At 36.5% G+C, this 24,912-nt stretch carries 16 protein-coding genes; 9 read left to right on the top strand and 7 right to left on the bottom strand.

The features are described 5' to 3' along the window. Nucleotides 1–29 precede the first annotated feature (29 nt). From BC008_RS31430 to bioF, 5 genes are all read left to right on the top strand, one after another. Nucleotides 30–494 (top strand): hypothetical protein, encoded by a 465-nt coding sequence (locus BC008_RS31430; RefSeq protein ID WP_027842620.1) that lies wholly within the window; start codon nt 30–32, stop codon nt 492–494. Between the two features lie 13 nt (nt 495–507). Continuing rightward, entirely contained in the window at nt 508–1,950 is a 1,443-nt protein-coding gene (locus BC008_RS31425) for a hypothetical protein (RefSeq protein WP_027842621.1), read from the top strand. A gap of 470 nt (nt 1,951–2,420) precedes the next feature. Next, nucleotides 2,421–3,170 carry a sucrose-phosphate phosphatase gene (locus BC008_RS31420; RefSeq protein WP_027842622.1) on the top strand — a complete coding sequence of 250 codons (750 nt, stop codon included), beginning with the start codon at nt 2,421–2,423 and terminating at the stop codon, nt 3,168–3,170. After that, entirely contained in the window at nt 3,167–3,802 is a 636-nt protein-coding gene (gene ruvA / locus BC008_RS31415; RefSeq protein ID WP_027842623.1) for a Holliday junction branch migration protein RuvA, read from the top strand. Before BC008_RS31420 ends, ruvA begins: the two co-directional genes overlap by 4 nt. 561 nt (nt 3,803–4,363) lie before the next feature. After that, nucleotides 4,364–5,578: an 8-amino-7-oxononanoate synthase gene (gene bioF, locus BC008_RS31410; RefSeq protein ID WP_036265126.1), complete on the top strand. Its 1,215-nt coding sequence runs from the start codon at nt 4,364–4,366 to the stop codon at nt 5,576–5,578. A 217-nt stretch (nt 5,579–5,795) separates the two neighbouring features. Here the strand turns inward: bioF and BC008_RS31405 are convergent, their stop codons facing one another. After that, nucleotides 5,796–6,374 carry a BON domain-containing protein gene (locus BC008_RS31405; RefSeq protein WP_027842625.1) on the bottom strand — a complete coding sequence of 193 codons (579 nt, stop codon included), beginning with the start codon at nt 6,372–6,374 and terminating at the stop codon, nt 5,796–5,798. Nucleotides 6,375–8,699: 2,325 nt separating this feature from the next. On the opposite strand from BC008_RS31405, the gene BC008_RS31400 reads away from it, so the two are divergent. Next, nucleotides 8,700–10,238 carry a sensor histidine kinase gene (locus BC008_RS31400; protein WP_058183642.1) on the top strand — a complete coding sequence of 513 codons (1,539 nt, stop codon included), beginning with the start codon at nt 8,700–8,702 and terminating at the stop codon, nt 10,236–10,238. Nucleotides 10,239–10,384: 146 nt separating this feature from the next. Here BC008_RS31400 and BC008_RS31395 read toward each other — a convergent pair whose 3' ends face one another. From BC008_RS31395 to mgtE, 4 genes are all read right to left on the bottom strand, one after another. Then, on the bottom strand, nt 10,385–11,863 hold the full coding sequence (locus BC008_RS31395) for a DICT sensory domain-containing protein (RefSeq protein ID WP_027842626.1): 1,479 nt from the start codon (nt 11,861–11,863) through the stop codon (nt 10,385–10,387). Between the two features lie 259 nt (nt 11,864–12,122). Beyond that, complete coding sequence (locus tag BC008_RS31390) at nt 12,123–13,613, bottom strand: UDP-N-acetylmuramoyl-L-alanyl-D-glutamate--2,6-diaminopimelate ligase (protein ID WP_027843792.1); 1,491 nt, start codon at nt 13,611–13,613, stop codon at nt 12,123–12,125. Between the two features lie 320 nt (nt 13,614–13,933). Next, the gene (locus tag BC008_RS31385) at nt 13,934–14,200 is read right to left on the bottom strand and encodes a glutaredoxin family protein (protein ID WP_027843793.1); all 267 of its coding nucleotides are present in this window, start codon (nt 14,198–14,200) and stop codon (nt 13,934–13,936) included. A 410-nt stretch (nt 14,201–14,610) separates the two neighbouring features. Further along, nucleotides 14,611–15,957: a magnesium transporter gene (gene mgtE, locus BC008_RS31380; RefSeq protein WP_027843794.1), complete on the bottom strand. Its 1,347-nt coding sequence runs from the start codon at nt 15,955–15,957 to the stop codon at nt 14,611–14,613. A gap of 1,363 nt (nt 15,958–17,320) precedes the next feature. Here mgtE and BC008_RS31375 point away from each other — a divergent pair. Further along, the gene (locus tag BC008_RS31375) at nt 17,321–20,551 is read left to right on the top strand and encodes a glycoside hydrolase family 15 protein (RefSeq protein WP_027843795.1); all 3,231 of its coding nucleotides are present in this window, start codon (nt 17,321–17,323) and stop codon (nt 20,549–20,551) included. Between the two features lie 104 nt (nt 20,552–20,655). On the opposite strand, the gene BC008_RS31370 is transcribed toward BC008_RS31375, so the two are convergent. Further along, complete coding sequence (locus BC008_RS31370; RefSeq protein ID WP_027843796.1) at nt 20,656–21,702, bottom strand: zinc-dependent dehydrogenase; 1,047 nt, start codon at nt 21,700–21,702, stop codon at nt 20,656–20,658. Between the two features lie 746 nt (nt 21,703–22,448). Here BC008_RS31370 and patX point away from each other — a divergent pair. Beyond that, a complete protein-coding gene (gene patX, locus BC008_RS49830) occupies nt 22,449–22,646 on the top strand; it encodes a heterocyst-inhibiting protein PatX (protein WP_058183641.1) in 198 nt (65 codons plus the stop codon). Between the two features lie 413 nt (nt 22,647–23,059). Here the strand turns inward: patX and BC008_RS31360 are convergent, their stop codons facing one another. Continuing rightward, complete coding sequence (locus BC008_RS31360) at nt 23,060–24,115, bottom strand: class I SAM-dependent methyltransferase (protein ID WP_027843798.1); 1,056 nt, start codon at nt 24,113–24,115, stop codon at nt 23,060–23,062. Between the two features lie 573 nt (nt 24,116–24,688). Here BC008_RS31360 and BC008_RS31355 point away from each other — a divergent pair. Beyond that, complete coding sequence (locus tag BC008_RS31355) at nt 24,689–24,889, top strand: hypothetical protein (RefSeq protein WP_027843799.1); 201 nt, start codon at nt 24,689–24,691, stop codon at nt 24,887–24,889. Nucleotides 24,890–24,912 lie beyond the last annotated feature (23 nt).

Raw genomic sequence — 24,912 nt, 5'->3', positions numbered from 1 at the left:
TTCAAACTATAGCGTATTTAATTAATTCTATGCATGAACCTCCTAGAATTATTTTGCTAGCTTTGCTTATAGCTTTAGAACAATTAAAATCTCCCCTTACTCCAGAAGAAAAAGAAGCTTTAGAAACTACTGCTTCACAACTATATTTAGATCCAGATGACTGGGATTTTATTAAGGAAGGATTAATTGTAACAATTGAGAAAAATCCTGATTTGTATAAGAATTACCAAACTACTTTAGTTAAATTACAAGCAGTTAAGGGTAATATTCCTTCAGAATTAATGCCTACCAAGAAAGAACTAGAAGCCGAATTAGTTCAGGGAAATAAGGAACCCATAACTTTTGGACACTTTGAAGGAGAGCCAGATCGCGAAAGTGACGAAATTTTAAACGTAACAATTAATGTATTGAGAAAGGAACCAGAAAAAACTGTTAAGAATCTCAGCTTTATTGAACGAATAAAAAACTGGCTTTCAAATCAACAAAATCCCTAATAAAACCAAATTTATGAGCGAACTTATTTATCCCACCTTGGATTTATTTCTCTATGATTTGCGGGAAGGATTGGGTGACAATGATACAGATATAATTACTAATCAGAAATATTTTTTGCGCAAACTTCCGGAACAAGTTCACCCCCGAATCAAACAAAGGGATGATATAGAAGGGGAATATATCGAATTATTGGGTAAACGAGGTAGAGAACATTTTGATAACAGTACTCAAAAGTATACTTTGAAGGGATGGTATTATCCCGTACGCTTGGGGGATTGCTATGGATTACTTTTAGATTCTTCAGTTGAGCATTCCTTTGGAAATGTACAACAGGCTAAAAATGAAGCTATTACTGTTAGTTGTTTTACAGAACTAAAGGCAGAAATAGAAACTCGATTAAATGAAACTTCCAGCACTGTTGGACAGGTATGGATGCTATCGGGACAACTCTCGAATTTTTCCCATAATGATGCGGAATTTATTGCTAAGGAATGCTGCAAGGTCAATGAAATTAATCTGAATTGGGATTCGGATTTTCGTGGTCAATCTTCTTTTTTGGGAGGAATGTTATTTGAATTATGGCATTATCGCTTAAATATTCTAGCGAATTTACCAGATCGTCTTAATATTCACCATATCCAAGATAATCACTACGTTATCATTGCTATTTATCCAGATAGAAAAACTGCCAGAGAAGCTTCTAAGTTTAACTTTGATTGGCTACGTTTGTTTGCTTACCGTAGTAAAATTATTTGGGCTTATGGTCAAAGCCAGTATTTGAAAAAAAAGTTACAAAATTATAACGTTGTTATTGATGAATACCAAAAAGCTTTTAAAGCAGAAAAGTCTGGTAAATTAGATTTGAATAAACTAAGGCATACTTTAATTAATGCTCAGAATACTCTTTGGGACTACTCTGTAAATCTTAATTATCTTTCTACTCTAAGACGTACAATTGAAATTAATTTACTTAACTATGAAAGGCGATTAGGAAGAATAAAGCAAAAGCTAAACGACTTACAATCGCCTAGTGATTTAAAATTTTTACATGATTTTATTGAAGACGTAGAACGCAGATATTTAGGGCAAACAAAAAATGATCACGAAAGCTTAAATATTGGTTTAACTCTATTGACCGATCTAATTAACGCTATTCGTGGAATCACAGAAATTGAACGTTCACAACGCGATCGCACTTTTCAAAATACCATTGCAATATTAGGTGTATTTTTGGCTACTAGTTCCTTCATTGCTTCTATTACAGGTCAATTCCCAGAAGCAAAAAATGCCGAGCAAGCAGCAACATATCCTGTCGTCGGATCGATAATATCACATTGGATTCCTGAACCTTGGCTTGCTCCAGTCCTTTCTGTAACGATTAGTATAGGAATAGGGATAGTATTTGCCCTTATTACTTGGTTGATAATTAAAATATGGGAACTTATCCGAAAATAGTTTTTAGAGAATTGAATCCTCTACAAAGGAGACAAGGAAATATTTTTCCAAATAAACTTAGCAGAAACAGAGATGTCTGCATTGGCTCGCATACATTACCCAAACTTAGTAATTATTCTGTATCAGAAAGAACATAAATATAATTAATTTGCAAATATTTCCTTAATTTAGAGAGACGTTAGCACCTAACAGAAACATAACCTATCTGTTAATTACATGACTGTGAGGTCATAATTTTGCATCTTTATTTTTCTATTTAAATAGCCTTAATTTCAAATCAACAACAATACATTCAAATAGCTCGCAACTATTGCATCAAGCTAAAAACCACCTCTATCAAGTAATGCAGTGTTTCAAAAAAAGTTACAACATCTCACAAATTAGTTAAATAACTAACAAAGAAAGAAGGATAATAAATATACAAAGCATCTACTTTTTTATACAACTGCAGAGACAAGAGGTTGAACAACGTGGCGAAATTTATGTTTGTAACCGACTTGGATAACACTTTAGTCGGTGACGACAATGCTTTAGTAGAACTAAATCAGGAATTAAGTCGACATCGCCAAGAACAGGGAACTAAGATTGTTTATGCTACGGGGCGATCGCGAATTCTTTACCAGGAACTTCAAGAAGAAAAAAACCTCTTAGATCCAGATGCATTAGTTGTTGCTGTCGGCACAGAAATGTATCTAGACGGTAAAAATGAACCAGATCCAGCTTGGTCAGAAAAACTTTCACCAGGATGGGATAGAGATCTGGTATCATCAATAACCACTGACTTCCCTGAGTTAATTATGCAACAACAATCGGAACAAGGTGCTTTCAAATTGAGTTTTCACATCGAACAAACGGCAGCGACAAAAGTGCTACCGCAATTAGAATCAGCATTACAAGATGCCAATTTAGATATAAAGTTAATTTATAGTAGTGGTATTGACCTTGACATTGTTCCTCATCACAGCGATAAAGGTCAGGCAATGCAGTTTCTGCGCCAAAGATGGCAATTTGGATCTGAAAGGACTGTAGCCTGTGGCGACTCGGGGAATGACATAGCTTTATTTGCCGTCGGTAACGAACGGGGAATTATTGTTGGTAACGCTCGTGAGGAGTTACTCGGGTGGCACAATGAAAATCCTGCTGAATATCGCTATTTAGCGAAGAATAAGTGTGCAGGTGGTATTTTAGAAGGTTTGAAACATTTTGGTTTCTTGGAATGATTAGCTATCTTAAAGGTATTGTGGCTGGCATCCAGAACAGTAGCGCCAATCGCTACCTCTTGACTCTGGAAGTAAATGGTTTGGGTTATGATTTGCAAATTCCGGGACGAGTGGCAAAGCAATTGCCAGAATCGGGCACAACTGTGCAGGTTTTCACCCATTTTCAAATTCGGGATGAGGTTCCATTTCTCTATGGTTTTAGCTCCCCAGCAGAAAGGGATTTATTTCGATATTTGCAAAGTGTGAGTGGAATCGGTGCAGCATTAGCGATCGCAATGTTAGATACTTTGGAATTACCAGAGTTGGTTCAAGCGATCGTTAGCGCTAACGTGCAGTTATTAATCCAAACTCCAGGAATCGGCAAAAAAACCGCAGAACGGATTTGTTTGGAACTGAAGAGTAAATTGATTGAATGGCGCAAATCTGCTGGCTTCTTCGTTGCTACCGGTGGACCTGCACCAGGAATTTTGGAAGAAGTACAAATGACATTGTTAGCCCTGGGTTACACCCCCAATGAAGTCAGTCATGCTTTGCACTACGTCAGCGAGGAAATTGGATTAGATGATGATGCTTACGTAGAAGATTGGATTAAACAATCAATTGCTCACCTTAGCAGCGAACATATTAAGTAGAGTGTCACCAGGTTTGTTTTAAACGAATGCTATGACTTTGTTTTGAGTAGAATAGGGTGCACAACAAAATCTTTTGGTAGACTGCCCATTGAGCAGAGGTTCGTAAGTTATGAGTAATCCTATGGTTAGCTTAATACTTAAGGTTTTTTACCGGGCTTTTGAATTATTTTTATTTGAATTGTTTTTAAAATATTCTAGATTTAGACTTCAGATTTAAATATTTATATATTCTTTAGAAGATGATTTGAAAAGGCAATTTGAAAGGGTAATTCATTTTTATATTCTTAAGTGCAAGATTGTTAAACAAAGGTGTCAACTCAACATTGATATAACAACATAAATGTTGCTTGATTAAAGGATAATCTTGCCCCCTAACTTCCCTATTGTGGTGGGATTAACTTTCAAAATTCTCCAGTATTGGGGAATTTAGGAGGCTTTCATTTATAAATTTTCTCAGACGTAGTTGCTAATAGCTGATTTACTGTACAAACCTACATATTTCTACCTTAGACGTACTTTTTTGTTTGCGAATATAGTCTATGAAGTTCTATTTGCACAACAATGCACTGTTATGACCCCTACGCTTGGCTCGAAAAATCTCTGACCACCATTCACCGTGCTGATTGGTACCGTGCAGTTAAAACTATTGCAGGGCGTCCAGGTGCAAAAATAATCTTAGATGGGCATGAAGTAATTAATTTTGCTAGCAATGATTATTTGGGACTTGCAGGGGATGAGCGATTAATTGCAGCGGCGATCGCAGCCACTCAAGAATATGGTACGGGAAGTACGGGTTCTCGCTTACTCAGCGGACATCGAAAATTACATCGAGATTTAGAAATAGCGATCGCATCATTAAAGGAAACAGAAGATGCAGTAGTTTTTAGTTCCGGATATCTAGCAAATTTAGGTACAATTACTGCTTTGGTTGGGACGCGAGATTTAATTTTATCAGACCAATACAATCATTCCAGTTTGAAAAATGGGGCAAAACTCAGTGGTGCTAATGTAATTGAATATTCCCATTGCAATGTTACTGAGTTAAAAACTCATTTAGTTGAACAAAGACAATTGTACCGGCGCTGTTTGATTATTACTGATAGCGTATTTAGTATGGATGGGGATTTGTGTCCTTTACCAGAACTCTTCGAATTAGCAACAGAATTTAGTTGTATGCTACTGCTTGATGAAGCCCATGCAACAGGTGTGTTGGGTGAAAGGGGAAGTGGATGTGTAGAACACTTCGGCTATAGCGGTAAAAATATCATTCAAGTAGGAACCCTCAGTAAAGCACTTGGTAGTTTAGGTGGTTATGTTGCGGGTAGTAATCTATTAATTGATTTTTTACGCAATCGTGCTCCCGGTTGGATTTACACTACAGGACTTTCCCCAGCAGATACAGCAGCAGCTTTAACCGCAATTAAAATTCTCCAGCAAGAACCTGAAAGACGAACTAATTTGTGGAATAATATTAACTTTTTAAAAGAAATAATAGTTAAACAGATAATCTCACAACAAACAAGCTCAAAACAAATAGCTACATCAGAACAACCAAATCTAAAACTACTACCTTCAAATTCACCGATTCTTTGTTTCCAATTACCAAATAGTAGTACAGCACTTAAATTAGGACAGCAATTAATAGATAAAGGAATTTTTGCTCCAGCAATTCGTCCACCAACAGTCCCCACAAGCAGAATTCGGATTTCTGTAATGGCTACCCACGAATTATCTCAAATTCAAAAATTAACAACAATCTTGAAAAATATTTTGTAGTGTAGTACCAAGCATCAAGGTTAGGACATTATATTCTGGCTGAAAAGGAAACAGGGAACAGGAAGTAAAAAATTTTCTAAACCAAAGAGGTAAAACTATTAAAAAAACTTAAAAAATCACAAAAAAATAAAACAGAACTTGCATTTTTGCTACAAGTTCTGCTCTATCAATTCAGCAAATAAAAACTGAATTCAAATTTTTGCACTGTCTGTACTCATTACTCCGCAGGAGCACCTTCAACAGTTGCATCTACCTTAACTTCTGTAACTCCTTTAACGCTTTTAACAGTAGGTTCAATCTCCTTAAGTTCTGCGTCGCTAGATACGGTTCCAGAAACGGAAACAACACCTGCTTCTTCTTCTTTTGCTTCCAGTTTGCTGGTAGGTAACTTGTCTTTTAATGCTTTATTAGCTTGAGTTGCGACATCACCATCAACAGCAGTTGCATCTTCTGCGGTACCTGCTGCGGTTGGATCTGTTACACCTTCAGCTGCAGCTGGATCTGTCGCGCTGTCGGTAGCTGCTGGATCTATTTTAATGTCACTAGCTGCTGTATCTGTTGCAGCCTCACCCTCAGTAGCTGCTGTATCTGCTGCACCTTCACCTTCAGTAGCTGCTGTACCTTGCTTGGCTTCTGTTTCAGCAGTTGTATCGCTAGCTTCTTGTGCAGCAGGTTGAGTTGCTTCTTCTGTAGTATCTGAAGCCTCTGGATTTGTCTGAGCGGCTTCCTGACCCTGACAACCGAAAGTACCAATCGCTAAAACACCACTTATCAGAAATGGAATAAACTTTTTCATTTCTATCTCCTAGTAAACTACTTGAAGCAATTCATTAACTTTGCGTTTGATGTTTAGGAACGAATCTTAAAGGAAAATTTTAAGACCGAAATTGAATAGACTTAAAAGGGAATTTACTTACCAATAATTAAACATGCTTAGCCAAATTTAAACAAAGATTCTTGAATCATCTTTGGCGGCAACAATTTTACATTAGGTGAGTAAAATATGACTACTGCTTGAGCCATTTAAACAGATATTTTATAGCTTGGCAACATATAAAATATTAGTCTAGTTTTAAGTCAAAAACGTCACGTTGACGATGAAAGTTACATCAAAAAATATCGATATGTTTCATCGATAAATCTTGCTAAAAACAGCATCCGTAGTTCAATCAGAGGTAATGAATAACGAACGCTCACCTAAACTATCAGCATTTTCAGACATTCACACTTAAAGCCAATAAGACTAATAAATTGCATAGCCTGAAAATATACTCTCACCATTCTACACGCGTTTTTTTATATGGACTCATTAAAGAGTAATTTAATGATTTAGATTTTAAATCATTGTTTGATAGTTTATTTTCGTAGTTTTAATTATTGTTTTATTTGTTTTTTAAGTCAGTAATAGGATAATGTCAATTTATAACTGTGATATTTTGCTCTTTACTTAAAATTAAATAGTTTTGAAATACTTATGAGTCGAAAGTAATAATATTTTTGAGTTGAAAAATATAGGTGTCCATACAAGGATAGATATAAGACGAGAAATAAAAAATTCTTAGAATGTAGATGTTGGAGTCGCAGTATAATCTGTTTCTTTTATATATATCCTCTGTCTACGATTTATATATAGAAAATTCTCAAAAACGGTTAACAATATCTGAATTTAGATATTAGGGATTTTCACATTAGTAATTTAAATAAGAATATCTTGAATGATTTTGAAGAGAAATACAATAGTCAGTATTTAATTTTTGCAGTTACATTCGAGACTGTTAATGTAAATAAACAGGGCAAATTAAGCTTTCAGCTTCAAAGCAGTTTTCCTCGGTCAACAGTAGGATGTGAAGGGTTACCTACTTTTAGAATATTCTAATCCAAGATCTATCTTAAATTCTGTGTTGATAAATTTTTTCTTAAAACTGTCATCTATATTATAAAAACGAATTTAATTATCTCTATATTGCAGGAATTTATAACTTATATAAGGTTTTAAAATTACTTAAGTCGTCATATTGTTGATTGTAAGTCGTTAATGATGCAATTTAGCATCAATGCTGCGAACAAGATGAACTTTCAGGAAGCCCGAACTCTTCAAAAATCTAATTTTCTGATTATCTGATTTTAAATTACTTCAAACACCTGAATATTGTGAAGACTAATTCATCCTTTAGACGCTTCAATCACAGATTTTGGCAAGACTCAGATTTGATTGCAAATTCTTATGCAAACTAATAATCAATACTTAAGAGTTTTGTTTTTCCTCGTTTTCTAAAAATAAATTCCTCAAAATAAAAATCTTGAAACTAAAAATATGAAGGGAATATTAAATAAAAAAACAAAATCAAGAACAAATTTAATTTTTGTTTTACCTTTACTCGGGCTGATATCAAACATTAGAGAATTAGAAAATTTTGCACCATATCGAGTTGATGCCTCCAAAAGTGTAGAATATTAGTACATAGATCCTTCCTTGATAAGTACTTGAATCGGATTAATTGGATACTTGTCATTGCATATGAATCACGTCACGCTTGTGCTAAAAGCTTTGCTGGGGCTAGTGGAGTGCTGCGTAATGTAGCATATGTCCTGTCAGACACGTAACAATAGCTGTAGCTAGAGGCTCCACCGATACCACAGGTTATAACTTCGCTACCTACAGATCCGGTATCCTATCGCTAGGAGCTAACGCAAAGCTTTGAGATTGCGATGTTTTGTAGGACAAGCTGTGCTAACACTGCCGTTTATTTTGACGAACACCTTGCGCTAACGCAATGACATAAATATTTATATCCACTTACTTAAGCAAAGCGACAAAGCGGCAAAAATTTGGAGGCAAAAATTTGGAAGTAAGACCTCTGAACGCAAAGCTTACTATTAATGACATGGGATTTGGTAAATCAACATTAAAAATTGAGGTTGTGCCTGGTTCGCCATAGAATAAGAATAATTGAATTTTGTATACCGGGTAACCAAAGGGGAAATTGCACCTGATGATGTTCGGTTCTACGACTTTCATCCGCAGGTAAATGTCGATAACCTCGTAATGTAAGGAACCGATAAATCTGGAACAAGGTTCCAAACAAGCTTTGTGCGCAGTTAAATCAAGGGGTGATAACCATTGTATCAGTGGATTTTGCCAAGCTTAAAGGACATTTTAATTAATACCCAATCAATGGTAACAGCAGCCTGTGACTCGGCAAAAGCACAAGCCCAATGGCGTGTCAGTCTAGCCGCAGCAGAGCAGTTATTATTGAATACATTATCTGGAACAAGCTCAGAATCTGGAATAAATTCAGAGGAAACTCAGGGACTGGTATTAGCTGCACCTGCACCTGTATTTAGCCAACCCGAACTAATTCAAGGTTTGCATGCTGTTACTTTCAGTGCAAAACCTTTCAATCCTCTTGCTTTACCATTTGCCTTGTCTTCAGAAGAAATATCATCGGAAAAGGAAAATTCGAGCCAAGAATCTATTTTACCTTTGCTAGCGGGAGACCCTTTGGCAAACGAGCAATTTTGTTTAGTGTTCACAAACAAATTTAGATTAATTTTGGTTTTAGCTGAAGACAGTAGTGGCGAAAAAAACTTTTTATTTTCCTTCGATGCAGAAGTCGTCGAACGGGCTTGGCGATCGCTTGGTGCAAGGGTAATCCTTAATAATCCAGATTTTTTCGCTCAACTGGAAGAAATAGTCCAAAAATATAATCCTAGAGTTCTAGACCCACAAATTTTGATGCAATTTAGTCAATTTCTGTTGGCTAATGTACCGGCAAGTGAAACAGGTAATTATATTACAGCTAATCATAAAATCAACAAACAGGCTGATCGAGTTGAGCCTTCTAATAATACTTCTAATTGTCTCGATGTCGAACTTTTACAAGCTTTTGCTCATGAAGTTCGTACCCCACTATCTACTATTCGTACAATCACGCAGTTACTACTTAAAAAACAAGATCTACCGGGAAATGTCATTAAGCGACTGCGAATTATCGATCGCGAATGTACAGAACAGATAGATCGCATGGAGCTTTTGTTCAGGGCTGCAGAATTGGAAACTTTACCTGTGGACAAGCCAGCTAACACTCAACTGACTACCATGTGTCTAGAACAGGTATTGAAGCAAAGTATACCTCGTTGGCAGCAAGCAGCAAATAGGCGCGACTTAACCTTGGATGTCCTTTTACCACAGCAGGTTCCGGCGGTAGTAAGTAATCCAAATATGCTGGATCGAGTTCTTACTGGCTTGATGGAAAACTTCACGCGTAGCTTACCTGCAGGAAGTCATATTCAAGTCCAAGTAATCCCTGCTGGTAATCAATTAAAACTTCAGCTTTTACCGCAACTACAGCAGCAAAAGCATAGTAATAGTTCGGAACCATTATTTACACCACCGATCCGTAAAGCAATTGGAGAATTACTCACTTTTCAGCCAGAAACAGGTGTTGTAAGTTTGAATCTAGCAGCAACAAAGCATCTATTTCAGGCAATTGGTGGTAAGTTGATCGTGCGTCAGCGCCCACATCAAGCAGAAGTATTAACTATTTTTCTGCCTTTGCAAGGAGTTGAAAACTCAGATGCTTACATGGGAAAAATGAAAAACTGGCATCATAAAAATACAAAGGCTCATAAGGTAAGCAATAAAGTAGCGGAAAGATAAAGATAGAATTTTGCATTTACTACTTGCTTGAGCTTTTTTAGGGTTGAGAATCATAACTTCAGAAGCAGACTGTGAAAATAATACTTCAATTGATAACTTCTGAGAGTTGATAATTCAGTTGTTCGGTTATTACTACTTGCGTATTTTTATTTTGATAAGCGTTTTGGTATTTGTGAAACGCGATCGCTCTCAAAAACTCTTGGTAAACTTACTGTGAAAGCAGACCCTTCAGACAATTTACTTTTAACAGAAACAAAGCCACCACTACGCCAGAGTAATTGCTGCACAATTGTCAAACCTAATCCTGCGCCAGTAGAATCTTCAGTAGCTCCCGAACGTACTCGGTAAAAACGTTCAAATATTTTGGGAATCTCATGTTCTGGAATTCCTACTCCAGTGTCCCGAACTTCCAACTCAACATATTTTCCGTGAACTCGTCCCCTTACCCATACTTGTCCATTACTAGAAGTAAATCTAATGCTGTTAGCAATCAAATGAATTAAGATTTGTTTCAAGCCTCCACGAACGCACCAAACGGACGGTAATTCATTGGATACTGTGTAAGCAAGCATTATACCTTTTTCATGGGCAATTGGTTGATATGTACTGACGACACCAGGAACTATATCTGCTAAATGCACGCCTTCTAAGGTCATTTCCTCAAGATTGCGTTCTATCTGAGCAAGGTCGAGTACGCCGTGAATAAGAGAATTTTGACGTTCGCATTGACTGCTAAGCATTTGTAGATAACGCTGACGTTGGGTATTCTTCATAGATGGAGAATTTAAAAGGCTCAGCGCTGTTTTCATATGTGTAAGAGGAGTGCGTAACTCTTGACAAACATTACTCAGATAATCATCTTTAAGCTGCAAGTTATTTTCTAATTTTTGATTTTGTTGTTTTACTTTGAATAAACGCTTATTACTTCTATGATATTGAATTTCATCTTGTCGCTGTAATTGCTTTGTAAAAAATTTAGCTATTAATGTCGGATCTGTAGCTGAGTTTGATTTGAGATCTACGATAGTGCTTGTTGAATTAGATTTAACAGTCTCTTTTTCAATTGCTTCTAAAGTAGAATGGATTATTTTTGGTTCGAAATTAGTAACTGTTAATAAAAAATGTTTTTTATTTATTTTTATTCTGGAAGCGACTTGTTTTCGAAGTTTTTTTCGTGGTCGATGAGACAATATTAGGCTGCACCATCGGGGCGATTGTACAATCAGAAAATATTCTCTTTGTAATTGATGTTCTCTTTTGAGTTCAATATTAGTGAAGGGAATTCCATTCTCTTCAAAAGGTGTAATATTATTTTTTGAACGCCAAGAATTTGAACCTGAAGCTTTGTTCTCTAAAGTTAAATCACTAACATAATAGTTAAAAATATTAACAGAATTTCCCAGCCAAGAACAATAACGCTGAATTTCCGAATGCCAAATTTTACCGGGAGGTAACTTAAACCACAAAGTTGCTCTAACTTCTTCTTCAATTAATAAGTCAATTTGCGAACTCAGCAGTGATAGAAAACTTGCCGGACTAAGAGACGAAACTGACTGTGAATTGTATAACTTTTGCTCCAAAAGGAGCTGAAATAACGATTTTTCAGGACTTAGAGAGACTTTCATGATTTAAGCTGTAAAATTGACACAAACAAAAAATAGAGCAAAAAATAATACTCTCTTATCTTTTTACCCTTAAGTGTCTATTTTTAACAAAAAATTAGGGAATTGCGGTGATTGGAGATTGGAGATTGGGGATTGGCGTTAGCAAAGCGTGACGCGACAGCGTCATATGGGGACTGGCGACTGGGCATTAAAATATATTATTCATTACCAATTACCAATTACCAATTACCAATTACCAAATCCCTAATCCCCAAGTTCTCTACTTCATTCGTACCACTAAAGCATCATGTGCATGTTCTCGGTCATCAAAATGAATTTTCTCAGTACCTAAAATTTGATAGTCTTCATGTCCTTTCCCGGCGATTAAGACTCCATCTCCAGATTCTGCATTCAAAATTGCTGTTTTGATCGCAGTTGCGCGATCGCAAATTACAGTTGGATTAACTGAGTCTGGGATTCCTTCCAGAATATCTTCCAAAATCTTCTCTGGGTCTTCAGTACGAGGATTATCTGAAGTCACAACAGCCTTGTCGGAAAAATCAGCAGCGATTTTACCCATTTGGGGACGCTTGGTACGATCGCGATCGCCACCACAACCGAAAACGCAAATCATTTTACCCCGAATAAATGGACGGGATGCTTTCAATAAATTTTCTAAACTGTCAGGAGTGTGGGCATAATCGACAATTACACTAATATCTTGTTGAGAATTAATTTGTACCCGCTCCATTCTTCCCGGAACTCCAGGGAATTGTGGAATGGCATTAGCTATTAGCTGTAAATCTAATCCTAAATGTAAGACAGCACCTATAGCAGCCAATAAGTTTTCTAAATTATATTGACCGATTAAAGGCGAACGAAATTCTACTTCACCCTTGGGTGTATGAAGTTTACCACTAACCCCATTGGACTCGTAGTTCAGGTCACTCATCCACAAATCAGCAGTAGAATCATTGACGCTGTAACTCCAAACCTGACTTTTCTCTAAAGATTCAATTAGTTTTTTCCCATAGGAATCATCAGAATTAATTATGGCTCTTCCTTTAAGATAGTCAGGACTAAATAATAATGCTTTAGCAGCAAAATAGTCATCCATGTCTTTGTGATAGTCCAAATGGTCTTGAGTAAGGTTAGTGAACACACTTACATCAAATTGACAACCCAATACCCGACCTTGGGCTAAAGCATGGGAACTGACTTCCATTACACTGTACTCGTTACCAGCATTTATGGCTGCAGCTAACTGTTTTTGTAAATCAACAGCAAAGGGAGTGGTGTGAATCGCAGTTTCGGAAAATCCCTGCCAACGAGTATAAAGGGTACCCATCAAAGCTGTAGGCAATTTGCTTTGATGTAAAAAATATTCAACCAGGTGAGAAGTAGTGGTTTTACCGTTTGTGCCGGTAACTCCCACCATCTTAAGCTTTTGACCGGGATAGTCGTAAAAGGTAGAAGCTATTTGAGCGCAAATTTTCGGCATATCAGTACCACTTATCACGCAATCGGCAGCTGTTGGTGGATGTTTCTCAAAAGCTTGGGAAGAAATAACAGCACCAATAGCCCCAGATTTTAAAGCACTTTGCCAAAAATCACCACCATCAACGCGCGTACCGGGCATTCCAATAAATAAATCCCCCGGAGCTGTTGCGTGGGAGTTTGTTGTTAAACCCTTAACTTCCTCATCCATTGCTGGATGTTTGGGTAATTGAATATTTTCATCGATCGCCGCAAGCAATTCCCGCAGTTTCATTGTATCAACCTCGTCACAAACAAAGGGATGAGAAATCAAAGTCAACGACGTCGCTTGAGAATAAATGAGTAGACAGTCACCGTTAATAAGAGCAATAAAACTATGTTGTTTGGTCAAGATCCTTTGAATTATGACCCTATACTAATGCTCCATACTTGCAACCAAATATATTAAGCTGAGTTTTGGCGAATATTACTGTTTACTTGTTTACCCTGATTTTAAACTTCGTCGTTGCCATGAGGTAAGTTTATATCCTGCCTCTGTTTCTCTGTGCCAATTTATCCGCTTATTTTGCACTATTTTTTTCTACATACAAATACTCAAAGATACTTCTGGAGAATTTTTTCTAGTTGTTTTACTGTTGCACGAGGTGAAGGGCGCGGTATCGGTTGCAAACTTTCTGAATCAGTTTCAGCAGCGAATAAAACAGGAACTTCGTATTGATATGCTGTAAACCAATCTTCACGAGTTGTGATATCACGAATTTCTAACTTAAACGGGATATTTTGAATTTGTTCTAATTTTTCTTGTAAACCCTCACATAAGTGGCATTCAGGTTTACCGTATAAAATTAACGTTTTAGTCATTGGTTATTTTCTCGATGTCCTACAGACACTTTAGTCTAAAGCTCGTTGATTAATGCCTAGGAAAATAAAATACCTGTTGAAACACAGAAAATAACTGTGCCCATCCAATCTCCAATAATCAATCAATATTTCTAACGCTTTCTACCAATATAACGAGCTATTATTTTAAATTGAACCTAGTTAAATTAGACCTAGGGTAATCCCAAACAAGAACCTATAGCAGTAGATATATAGGCCGAGACATCGCATATTTTACTTGAAAGGGAATAGGAAACGAAATACAGGGAACAAAAAAATTTCCTAGGTCGAGAATGTAGTGCGATCGAACCAATGACTAATAGCTTTCGAGTACACGAGTGTTCACAGTATCTTGCCCATGCATAGCAGCAACAATCTTTAAATTCTGGAACTTAGGGCAATACTTGCAAAGCAAATGAAACTAACGATAAAAATGTCAAAAAACCAATAGCATCTAACGTAGTTGTCATCAAAGGTCCACAAATTAATGCCGGGTCCAAGTTTAATTGTTTGAAACCCATCGGCAATACTGTCCCTAAGGTTACAGCAATGAGAACGTTTACTGACATTACAGCACCAGCGACAAAGGATACCCAATGTTCTCCCGATGGTGCCCACATTAACGATAATCCAGCCAAAGCACTACCTAATCCAATCGCTGTACCTAAACCAGCTAAAAGCTCCTTACGAAGCACTTTAAGGGTATCTTTTGGGGTTATTTCACCTACACCTAACCCCCTGACAGTAACAGATAAAACTTGGAAAGCCACATTGCCGCTACTATTTGCCAAAATCGGCATAATAATTGCCAATACCGGGACAATAGTAATTACTTGCTGAAAAGGTGCAATTACATTCGCAGCAGTAACATAAAGAGCAATGTTCCCCAATAACCAGGGTAAACGCTTGCGAATTGTTACTTGGGGAGGTGATAAAGCTGCTTCATCTCCACCACTTACACCGGCTAGTTTTTGAATATCTTCTGTAGCTTCTTCCTCAAGAATATCTACGACATCATCTATGGTAACTATTCCAACTAACCTTTTCTCGCGATCAACTACGGGTAACGCAATCAAATCATAACGCTTCATTAATTGCGCTACTTCTTCTTGGGGAGTTTCAGTTTTAATTTTCACTACACGATCGCTAGCTATATCCCGCAACAGTGCATCAGGTAACGAAAATAATAACTGCCTCAGGGAAACCACACTCCTCAGTTTGCGGTTGTAGTCTGTAACGTAAGCGTAGTAGATAGTCTCTTTATCCCGATCTTGACGACGAATTTTTTCTAGAGCTTCCCCTACAGTTAATCCCTCTTGCAAGCGTACGTATTCCGTAGTCATGACCCGTCCTGCAGTTCCTTCGGGGTAGCCCAAAATTGTTGCTGTTGCTTGACGCTGCTCCGGACTGAGTTCGTGTAAAAGACGCTTGACAACCCCCGCAGGTAGTTCGTCAAATAAAACAGCCCGCTCGTCTGGGCTCATTTCTTCAACAATTTGCACGACTCGACCGTCGTGCAATGAATTAATTAGCTGTTGCTGTATTTCCGGTGGTAAATATTCAAAAACGTTAATCGCTTGACCCTTATTCAGAAGCCGAAATGCAAGTGCCCTTTTTTTGCGAGGCAACTTGCTAATATACTCCCCAACATCAACAGCTTGTAAACGATTTAAATCTGATTTGAGTCGGCTCAAGTCCTCTATGTCAACAACATTATTGCTAACATTCTGTGCAAGCATAATCCCCTCCTATTGTCTCCCCCGTACTGGGAGACAAGCTCGCCAGTTCAGAGGAGGATATTACTGCCTTCGTGTGGACTGTTGTCCATAAAATCTCAAGAATTGGAATTGATAAACCAATTAGACACTATAATTAGACACTATAAGTCATAATACTAACCCGGAAGTTACTTATCCGGTAGATCCTACCCCTCTATAGAGAAAGTATGTGATATTCAGCACACATTTATTTTTATGTGCTGTAATTTCAATTTTCTTAGAGTAAATTTTACTACTATGAAATTCTGTGTCAAGGGAATCTTCTATTTTTATTCTAATTTCGAATGGGTCAAAATTTTTACAATTTATTTGATGTTTTTTTTTGATATGATAGGAGGTAAAAACATGTAATAACACCGATTATTTTGTGAAGATATTGTAGTTTTTATTTCTTGACCTCCAAATTTATCCTTGTTAAGGGCGAAATATATTAATTAACAAACGCAGGATTTTTATCTAACTTCCGATGTTATTCTGATGATTACAGCACTTGGAAGTAATAATTTGTAGACTTATTAGCTTTCTTCGTCGATTTGGTCGGAGCGAACAATAATGTTAACCCTATAAGTTAATAAGGAGCGAACGGAATCAAATATTTATTCGCTGGAAATACAATAATTACACCTTCTAGGTAATTTTATCTTGGCAGCTAAATAACTTGATTCTTGCATGTTGGCGTACATTTAGTGTTATTAATAAAAGATTGAGTTCAGCTTAAATTTAAGAGTAGACAAGTTTGAGAAAATGTGCATTATTTGACACTAGCGCTCAGTGTCATCGCCTTTCTTAAGTATATTTTATTTTGTCTAGAATTTATGATTAAATGTAGAACGTCAATAAAATTAGAGTTTAGCAAACTATAAACTATGATTATTCTTGATAGTACAAGTCAAAATAATTTACTAAGCTAAGATGGGTGTGAATATATCTTGAAAGTAAATCTTAAAAGTACGTCCCGAACGCACATGTTGAAAATATACTCCAAAGATATATCCTAAAAATTTACCTTTAAAATACATCTTGAAAAATAAACTTAAGTTTATTTTATAAAATGATTTTTATGAGACTTAACTATCGGCATTTTTCACATATTTACTTTAATTTTCTTCTAAAATCTCTAAATGCCGAAAAAATATTATTTTTAAACAATACTTCATCCAAAAATAAAATCTAAATACATTTGTATATAAGTTCCATAGCAATTATTCTCTAAAAGATTAAATTAGTAATACAATCATTAATTACAGAAAATTTTATATCTTAATAGATATAATTTACTTCAAGGCTGAAGGGTGATAATTCCTTAAAAGCTCTGGAAATTAACATGAAAATAGCCACGGACGTACCAATTCGCCTCGAATATTATTATCAGCAAATCAAGACTATTATTCTTCAACGCCAGAATCCAATTACTGGTTTGTTGCCTGCTTCCACAGCCATAACTGCTCACGGTGACTATACGGATGCTTGGGTGCGGGATAACGTTTATAGTATTTTGGCCGTTTGGGGATTGGCATTAGCATATCGCAAAATTGATGAAGACCTTGGTCGGACATACGAGTTAGAGCATAGTGTCATCAAATTGATGCGGGGATTGCTATTTGCAATGATGCGACAAGCTGATAAAGTTGAGCAATTTAAGCATAATCAGTCACCCTCGAATGCTCTTCATGCCAAGTATGATACGACAACGGGGGATGTTGTCGTTGGCGATCACGAATGGGGTCATTTGCAACTGGATGCCACGTCCATCTTTATTTTGATATTGGCACAGATGACGGCATCAGGGTTGCAGATAATCTATACCATTGATGAAGTTGATTTTGTTCAAAATCTTATTTACTATATTGGGCGGGCTTATCGCACTCCAGACTACGGAATTTGGGAAAGAGGTAACAAGATTAATCATGGTAATCCAGAATTAAATGCTAGTTCTGTAGGAATGGCTAAAGCCGCGCTACAAGCTATTGATGGACTGGACTTATTTGGAGTCAGGGGTTCCCAAGCATCTGTAGTTCACGCACTTCCAGATGAAATTGCCCGTGCCAGAATTACCTTAGAATCCCTATTACCTAGAGAATCAGCTTCAAAAGAAATAGATGCAGCATTATTGAGCATCATTAGTTTTCCGGCTTTTGCAGTCATAGATAAGGAATTACAAGATCGTACCCGTGCTGAGATAATTAGTAAACTAGAAGGAAAATATGGTTGCAAGCGATTTTTACGGGATGGACACCAAACAGTTATAGAAAACACCGAACGTTTGCACTACGAACCTGAGGAACTACAGCAATTTGAACATATAGAATGCGAATGGCCTTTATTTTTCACTTATTTATATTTAGATGGGCTATTTTGCAAAAATGAAGCGCAGGTTAAACGTTATCGAGAACTTTTACAGAAAATAGTTATCGAACGAAATGGTTCGTATTTGCTCCCAGAATTATATTATGTACCGCGAGAAAAACTTGAAGCTGAAAAGTTAGAGCCCCATTCCCAACCTCGTTTGCCGAACGATAATATTCCTTTGGTTTGGGCACAAAGTTTATATTTCCTCGGACAAATGTTGGATGAGGGATTGCTAGCATTGGGTGATGTGGATCCTTTGGGAAGACACCTGTATATCGGTAGAGAACGCCAACCGATGGTGCAAATTGCTTTGATTGCTGCAAATGAAGATTTGCAAGAAAAACTTTTAATTTACGGGATTCCAACTCAAACACCCCAACAAGTTGCACCAATTCAAATTCGTCAAGCTAAAGACTTAATTACCATTTACGAACAGATTGGGTGTAATGAAAAATTAGGTTTAACTGGACGTCCTGCAAGGTTACCCCGTAGTTTAACAACATCGAGATTTTTCCGTATTGGTGGCGAAACTGTAGTTCTTTTACCTTCGTTTTTAGATTCTCAGCAGTTTTATTTAACTTTAGATTACCATTTTCTCCTAGATGAATTTACCACCACATTGGCTTATATCCAGAAATATTGGCGAGATCCGGGACGTCCTACCTTAACTTTGATGCTGACTCGTATGACCCAGACTATGATGGAAACCGGTAATCCAGAATTAATGAAGTCACTTCAAGATCTCAAAGACGGTTTATTTAATGGCGTCAGAGTAAAACTGGGTCGTTTAAATCAGTTTATGTTGACTTCTGCAATTGAAAGAATTGATGTTTCACCTAACTTTGAATTTTCCTATTCCTCTGTTGATAATGCTGTCCCCCGTTGTTATTATCTCTCCTGCGATCGAGAACAAACTTGGCCATTAGCTCATACCCAAGAATTTCAGATGGAGTGTGAAACTAATTTAGAACTATTATTGTCTTATTTACACGCATCAGAAAATTTATACGAACAAGTTGAGCTATTACAAACTCTAACTCGCTTACATGGACTTGAATTTGAAACCGGTTTTGGTACTTTTGAATGTCCTGCAAGGGTAAAAGATTTACTGAATGAAGTTTATACCAGAGCTGGAGAATTAGGTATTTGGGCTGTGGTACGACGGGCTGCTGGTTTGCTGCAAATGGCTGATATGCACCTGTCGGATGTTGTTACAAGTCTACTGGTGCGGGGTAAGCAAATCGCTATTGGTCGGTCTTACAATGAGGATTCTCTGATTACCGTACCCCTATCCCATAAAGAAATTGTCGAAAAAATCAATCATTTTTGTGGTGAGGATATTCGCGATCGGGTCTTAACTCAAGAGATTCTGATTTATTTGAGTAACTTAATTAATACCGAGCCACAATTATTTGAGGGACTGATAACTATTAAAGTTGGCTATCTGATTTTACTAATTACTGGTGAATTGGCGTGGAAATTAAATGTTACTCAAGATGAAGCGTACGAACATTTAATGCAACTTTCGCCGTTTGAGGTGCGAAATAAGTTACGTTACTGTTTGGTAGAGTATGTGGGTGTAAGTGAAGTTTTACGCCAGCAAGAATCTTTGCACAGCCAACAAAGGGAAAGTGAAATTAATTGGAACCTGCAAAGAGAAGGTTCAGAAAAAGTTGAAAATCCACTCAACGGATGGCGACATTTTCGTAATATTGAAGGTACTACAGGAAGGGTACCAAAAGATTTTTATCAGCAAGTATGGTTGTTAATGAAGCATTGTCAAGGCTTAGTTGTTGGCGATAAATTAGAACGTCGCAATCGCCTTGAGAGTAAATTATTGATTTCGGAGATGACGCCAGGAGAAAAGAATTTTGCCCTAACGGTAGAACATTTGTTGAATAAAATTGAATCTCCAGAGTACCGTCAGATAAATATTGAAGCATTAATGCAACTTGCTGTGATTGTTGCGAAAAATCCTAAATTACAAATTGCTGAATATATAGTGCTTGATGTTGTGATCGGTCATGCTGTACGTCTATCTTGGTTGGAAGATAAACCAAAAAGAACAAGACACTACGATGAAGATAAAGCTCAAGCATGGCAATCATTTTACGATTCTTCCCCTCAGGAATGCGCTGTTTATATTGTCAAAGCGTTTAGGTTCTTAATTATGTTTGCGCAGAAAGTTGGGGTTAGTAATGGGTAATGGGTAATGGTTAATGGGTAATGGGTAATGGGTAAGAAATGGTAACAGGATTAGTGATTCCGATTATTCTCAACTCTGATCGGCTTACCTTTACCCCTACTTTTTTAAGGATGAATTAAAATTTTATAAGTATCTGATGCTGGGGAAATAGCTTGTTCCACTGCAGCAGATAAATCTTTTAGATGATAGCGATCGCTAATTAATGCTCCCACATCAATCCGACCCTTAAAAACAATATCTGCAGCTAAATTTTGTAAGCGGTATGAGGAACTGTAACTACCCATCAAATCAATTTCACGTCGGTAAAGAATATTTGGATTAATAGGAATTTCGACTTCATCGGGAAATTCTGCAAAGAATAATATTTTTCCACCCTTGCGGGTACAATCCAAAGCCTGAAAAAAAGCTTTATCGCTTGGAACTGCAAGTAAAGTTACATCTACTCCCAAACCATTAGTCAAATCATTTATTTTGCTAGGTAAATGGGGATCGCGAGCATCAAACGCAGCTTCTGCTCCCAAAGTTACAGCTTTTTCAATTCTTGACGGTAATAAATCAGTAGCAATCGCTTTTGCACCAAAATACTTGACTAACATTACGAACATCAAGCCAATTGGACCCGCACCGGTAATCAAAACTGTTTGACCGGGAGCAATTCCGGCTTTTTTAACCGCTTTCAGACAGCAGTTGGTGGGTTCAACAAAACTAGCAACTTCAAAGCTGACATCATCAGGAATAGGAATTAAACCACCATTGCTGACTATATGACCGGGAACTTTAACATATTCAGCAAAGCCACCACCACTAGGTACAAAACCTGCAGTAGTACAAATATTTTTATAGGTATCACACATAGAAAAATTATCATTGAGGCAATAAGCGCAGTGCATGCAAGGAATATGATGCATTACTGCTACTCTCTGTCCTACTTGCCAATTCTTCACGGATTGACCAACTGCAGTAATTGTACCTGCTGTTTCATGCCCAAATATACGTGGCGGTTGATAAAGAGGATAGCGAATCTTTTTGATATCTGACTGACACAAGCCAACAACTTGCATTTTTACCAGTACCTCATCTGGAGAAAGGGAAGGTACTGGAATATCTTCGTAGGACAGTTGGTTTACACCTCTAAATACTTGTGCTTTCACCTTTTTTCATCTGCGATCAATGCTTATAGATCTACCATCTCTTGTACCATTTGAAAATTTATTAAATGGAATTAAATGGAATTTTGTTTTACTAATGGAAAATCAACGGTTTTAAGACCTACTTTGGTTTATCCTGATTTCTCAATTTTTCTCAAATAACACCTGTGATTGATACTTATATGTTTTGACATGGAATTCACATGCGTTTGGCATAACTATACTTATAAATATAGATTTTTTTTAGAATTACTTTTACTGTAAATTTTGTTTAAATTCACTAGTTGATTTTACGTAAAAATACAAAATTGTAATCTTCTTAACTTGATATTTTTTCAATTTATTTGAAAAATAAATCAAATATTACTCCTACAAATAAATAGTATAAATACTTAAAATAAATAATTTTTGAGGAATTTTAATTTTTAAATTACGTAAAAGCACAGATTAAAAATATATGTCTTAAATTTTGTCCAAGATAGGTAATTAAGTAGATTACCAGAGAAGTATAGATATTTAATTTTATTGGAAGTATTTAAAGCTTTTCTCAAGATTAATCATTTGTATTTAAATGCATTGCATCTCTTTCTCTAGTGTATTAAATTACTGTTCAGGCATGAATCTAATACATTTAAATACTTGGTAGGCCAAAACAGAAAAATTAGAAAAAATACTCACGACAAAATATCCGGATGCACTAAATAAAACTCAGTATCAGTGATTTGAGAGTCTTAAAGTAAAAATTTATTATGCGTACTGCCACTTCTATTTTTGTCACAATTTTCATGTTCGGTTCTCTAGCTTTCAATGCTGTTTCCACTTCCGCACAGGCAATTGAACAATCATTTATACCTAGCGACAACCAAGAATTGATAGCCAATAGAGATTCAACAAGGCCCAGTAAAGGTACACCTTACAGAGGTAGTGGGCGTAGAAAGTTTATGTAGTATTTCATTGATTTATATTTAAGCACCTGAAAAAATAATTCTATCTGATTACAAGATTTACAGTTAAAATTTTAACCGTAACGACATTTGGCCTTATTGTTAGATATATTACTTTTGTGATTTTCGGCAATTATATATAACAACTCAATCTATCTAAATTTAAATGATTTAGTTATGATGTATTTGTTGTTGATTATGTATATGAGTTTTAGAAATTTTTACAGAAGACTATTGAAACTTATTTGGTAATACTGTAATCAGTAATTATTAATTGAAAATACCAATCTACTTTAATGAAATATTGCAGCAATAATTTATTTGCAGCAATATTTTTATTTGCACATATAAAGACGCGACATTTCGCGTCTTTAACTATTTGAAAATATTTGAAAAATATTAGGTTGACATCAAAATCAAACTGGTTTGCGAGCAATCAAATACTTACTCATTAAATGAACTTGGGTATCAACACTTTCAAAACCAGCTTTATGCAGACGTTCCATTAAATCATCAGTCATATAGTTTCTGTAGTAAGGTTCGTGAAAGGTTTCTGAAAAATTCTCCATTATTACCTGCATTTGAGGTGAATCACTCATTTGAATTGAGTCGCAGATAATAAAAGTCCCTCCTGGCTTTGTTACACGAAAAGATTCTTCTATAACTGATTGTCGAACCGGTGCTGGTAATTCATGAAACAGAAATACGGAAGTAACTGCATGGAAATAGTTATCCAAATAAGGCAACTCTTCTGCATTAGCCTGTAGTAATTGCGGTAGTTCTCCAGGAATTTGAGATAAAACCTCATTAGTTTTGCGTAGATAAGCAGGAGATAAATCCACACCAAACAAGGATGCTTCAGGTAAGGTACTGCGAATGGATTTGAGTGTCCGACCTGTTCCACAAGCAACATCTAACACTCTAATTTGCTTGGGTAATACATCGCTGAAAACTTCCAAGGAGTTCTTGAGGGGTGCGAGAACACGTCGTCTCATTGGATCCGCAGAACCACCAAACAAAATTTCGACTTGCAAATCATATAAATTTGCTGATGCATCACTCAAATAGCCATCGGCTTGGTGGTGAAAGTTTTGTGCGTAGTAGTTTGGATACCCCTTAATATCAACCTCAGGAGCAAATTCTTGATATTTTTTGTTTTTAGCACGCTCCCACATTTGGGGCATATCTATTAAGATTGCAGGATAATAACGAAAAAAGTCTTCCCAAGAATTATCAAATAATACTTCCTTGGGATATATTCCCCGTTGCGCATCTTCCCAATCAACCTCTGACAGATGATTTAGTCTTTCTTGTAACTCAAGTAAAACTTCATTTGGTATGGGTTTACTTTTTGTCTCTAGGGGAGAAACAATATCCATTAAGCGATTACTGAGAGTCTTGTGCGCCAAAGCAAATAAACTCTTACCCTGCTGAAAACTTTGGTATGTAAATTTCGTTATCGTATCGGACATAGAAAACCCAGGTTGTTAACTTTTGTTTCTTAAATTTTAAATAATTTTCACTAAGAAATCATAAGCTTCTTCATTATTTGCTTATTTTCACCATTAATACTTTATGCAAGGATATAACCGAAAAGAATAACTTTCAGACCTTTTAAGGCTATTAGGTCGATAAAAATACGTATGGCATGAGTCAGGAGCAATCGCCTTCTCTCAGTATTACTCTGGAAGTATATTAGTTTTTATTAAAAAGTTAGTATTTTGTGTTGTTCGTTACAGTTTTTTGGATATATTAATGATGGGGTAAATAAAAGCGAGCGATAACTGATTAATAAGAAAGGGCAACCCTATTGAGGAAATATATCTACCTTCTTCATAACCGTAATAGCTTGATCGAAAATAAAAACTTGGGTAAGCCCTCCAATAAACCTGTATGAGGTTGATAGAAAGAAAAGTGTAAAAGCTAGCCACCTAGCAGAGTGTAGTGTGGGTAGTATTTGGTGTTACGCCAGCAGCTTTTATCCCATCGTTAAACTTGTGTGTCCGATTGGTGATTAAAAGTTACAGATTCAGGAGAGTTGTGAGATGACTACTCAAGACAAAGCACGCGCCTTAATGATGCAGCACTATCATCAAATTAAAAACCGCCAACAATCTATGCTAGAACGTGTAGTAGAAGAAATTGGTTTACCAAAAGAAATTGCTGATTATTGGCAACCAATTCAAGGAAAAATCAGTCCTAGCGTCAGGATAAGTTGTGATCGCTCCTACGCATCAATGAGCTAATGCACTAGTATAAAAGAAAGCCA

Source organism: Mastigocoleus testarum BC008, assembly GCF_001456025.1.
GTDB lineage: Bacteria > Cyanobacteriota > Cyanobacteriia > Cyanobacteriales > Nostocaceae > Mastigocoleus > Mastigocoleus testarum.
The sequence above is the reverse complement of the archived record's forward strand: the minus strand, read 5'-3'. Positions and strand labels throughout refer to the sequence as shown.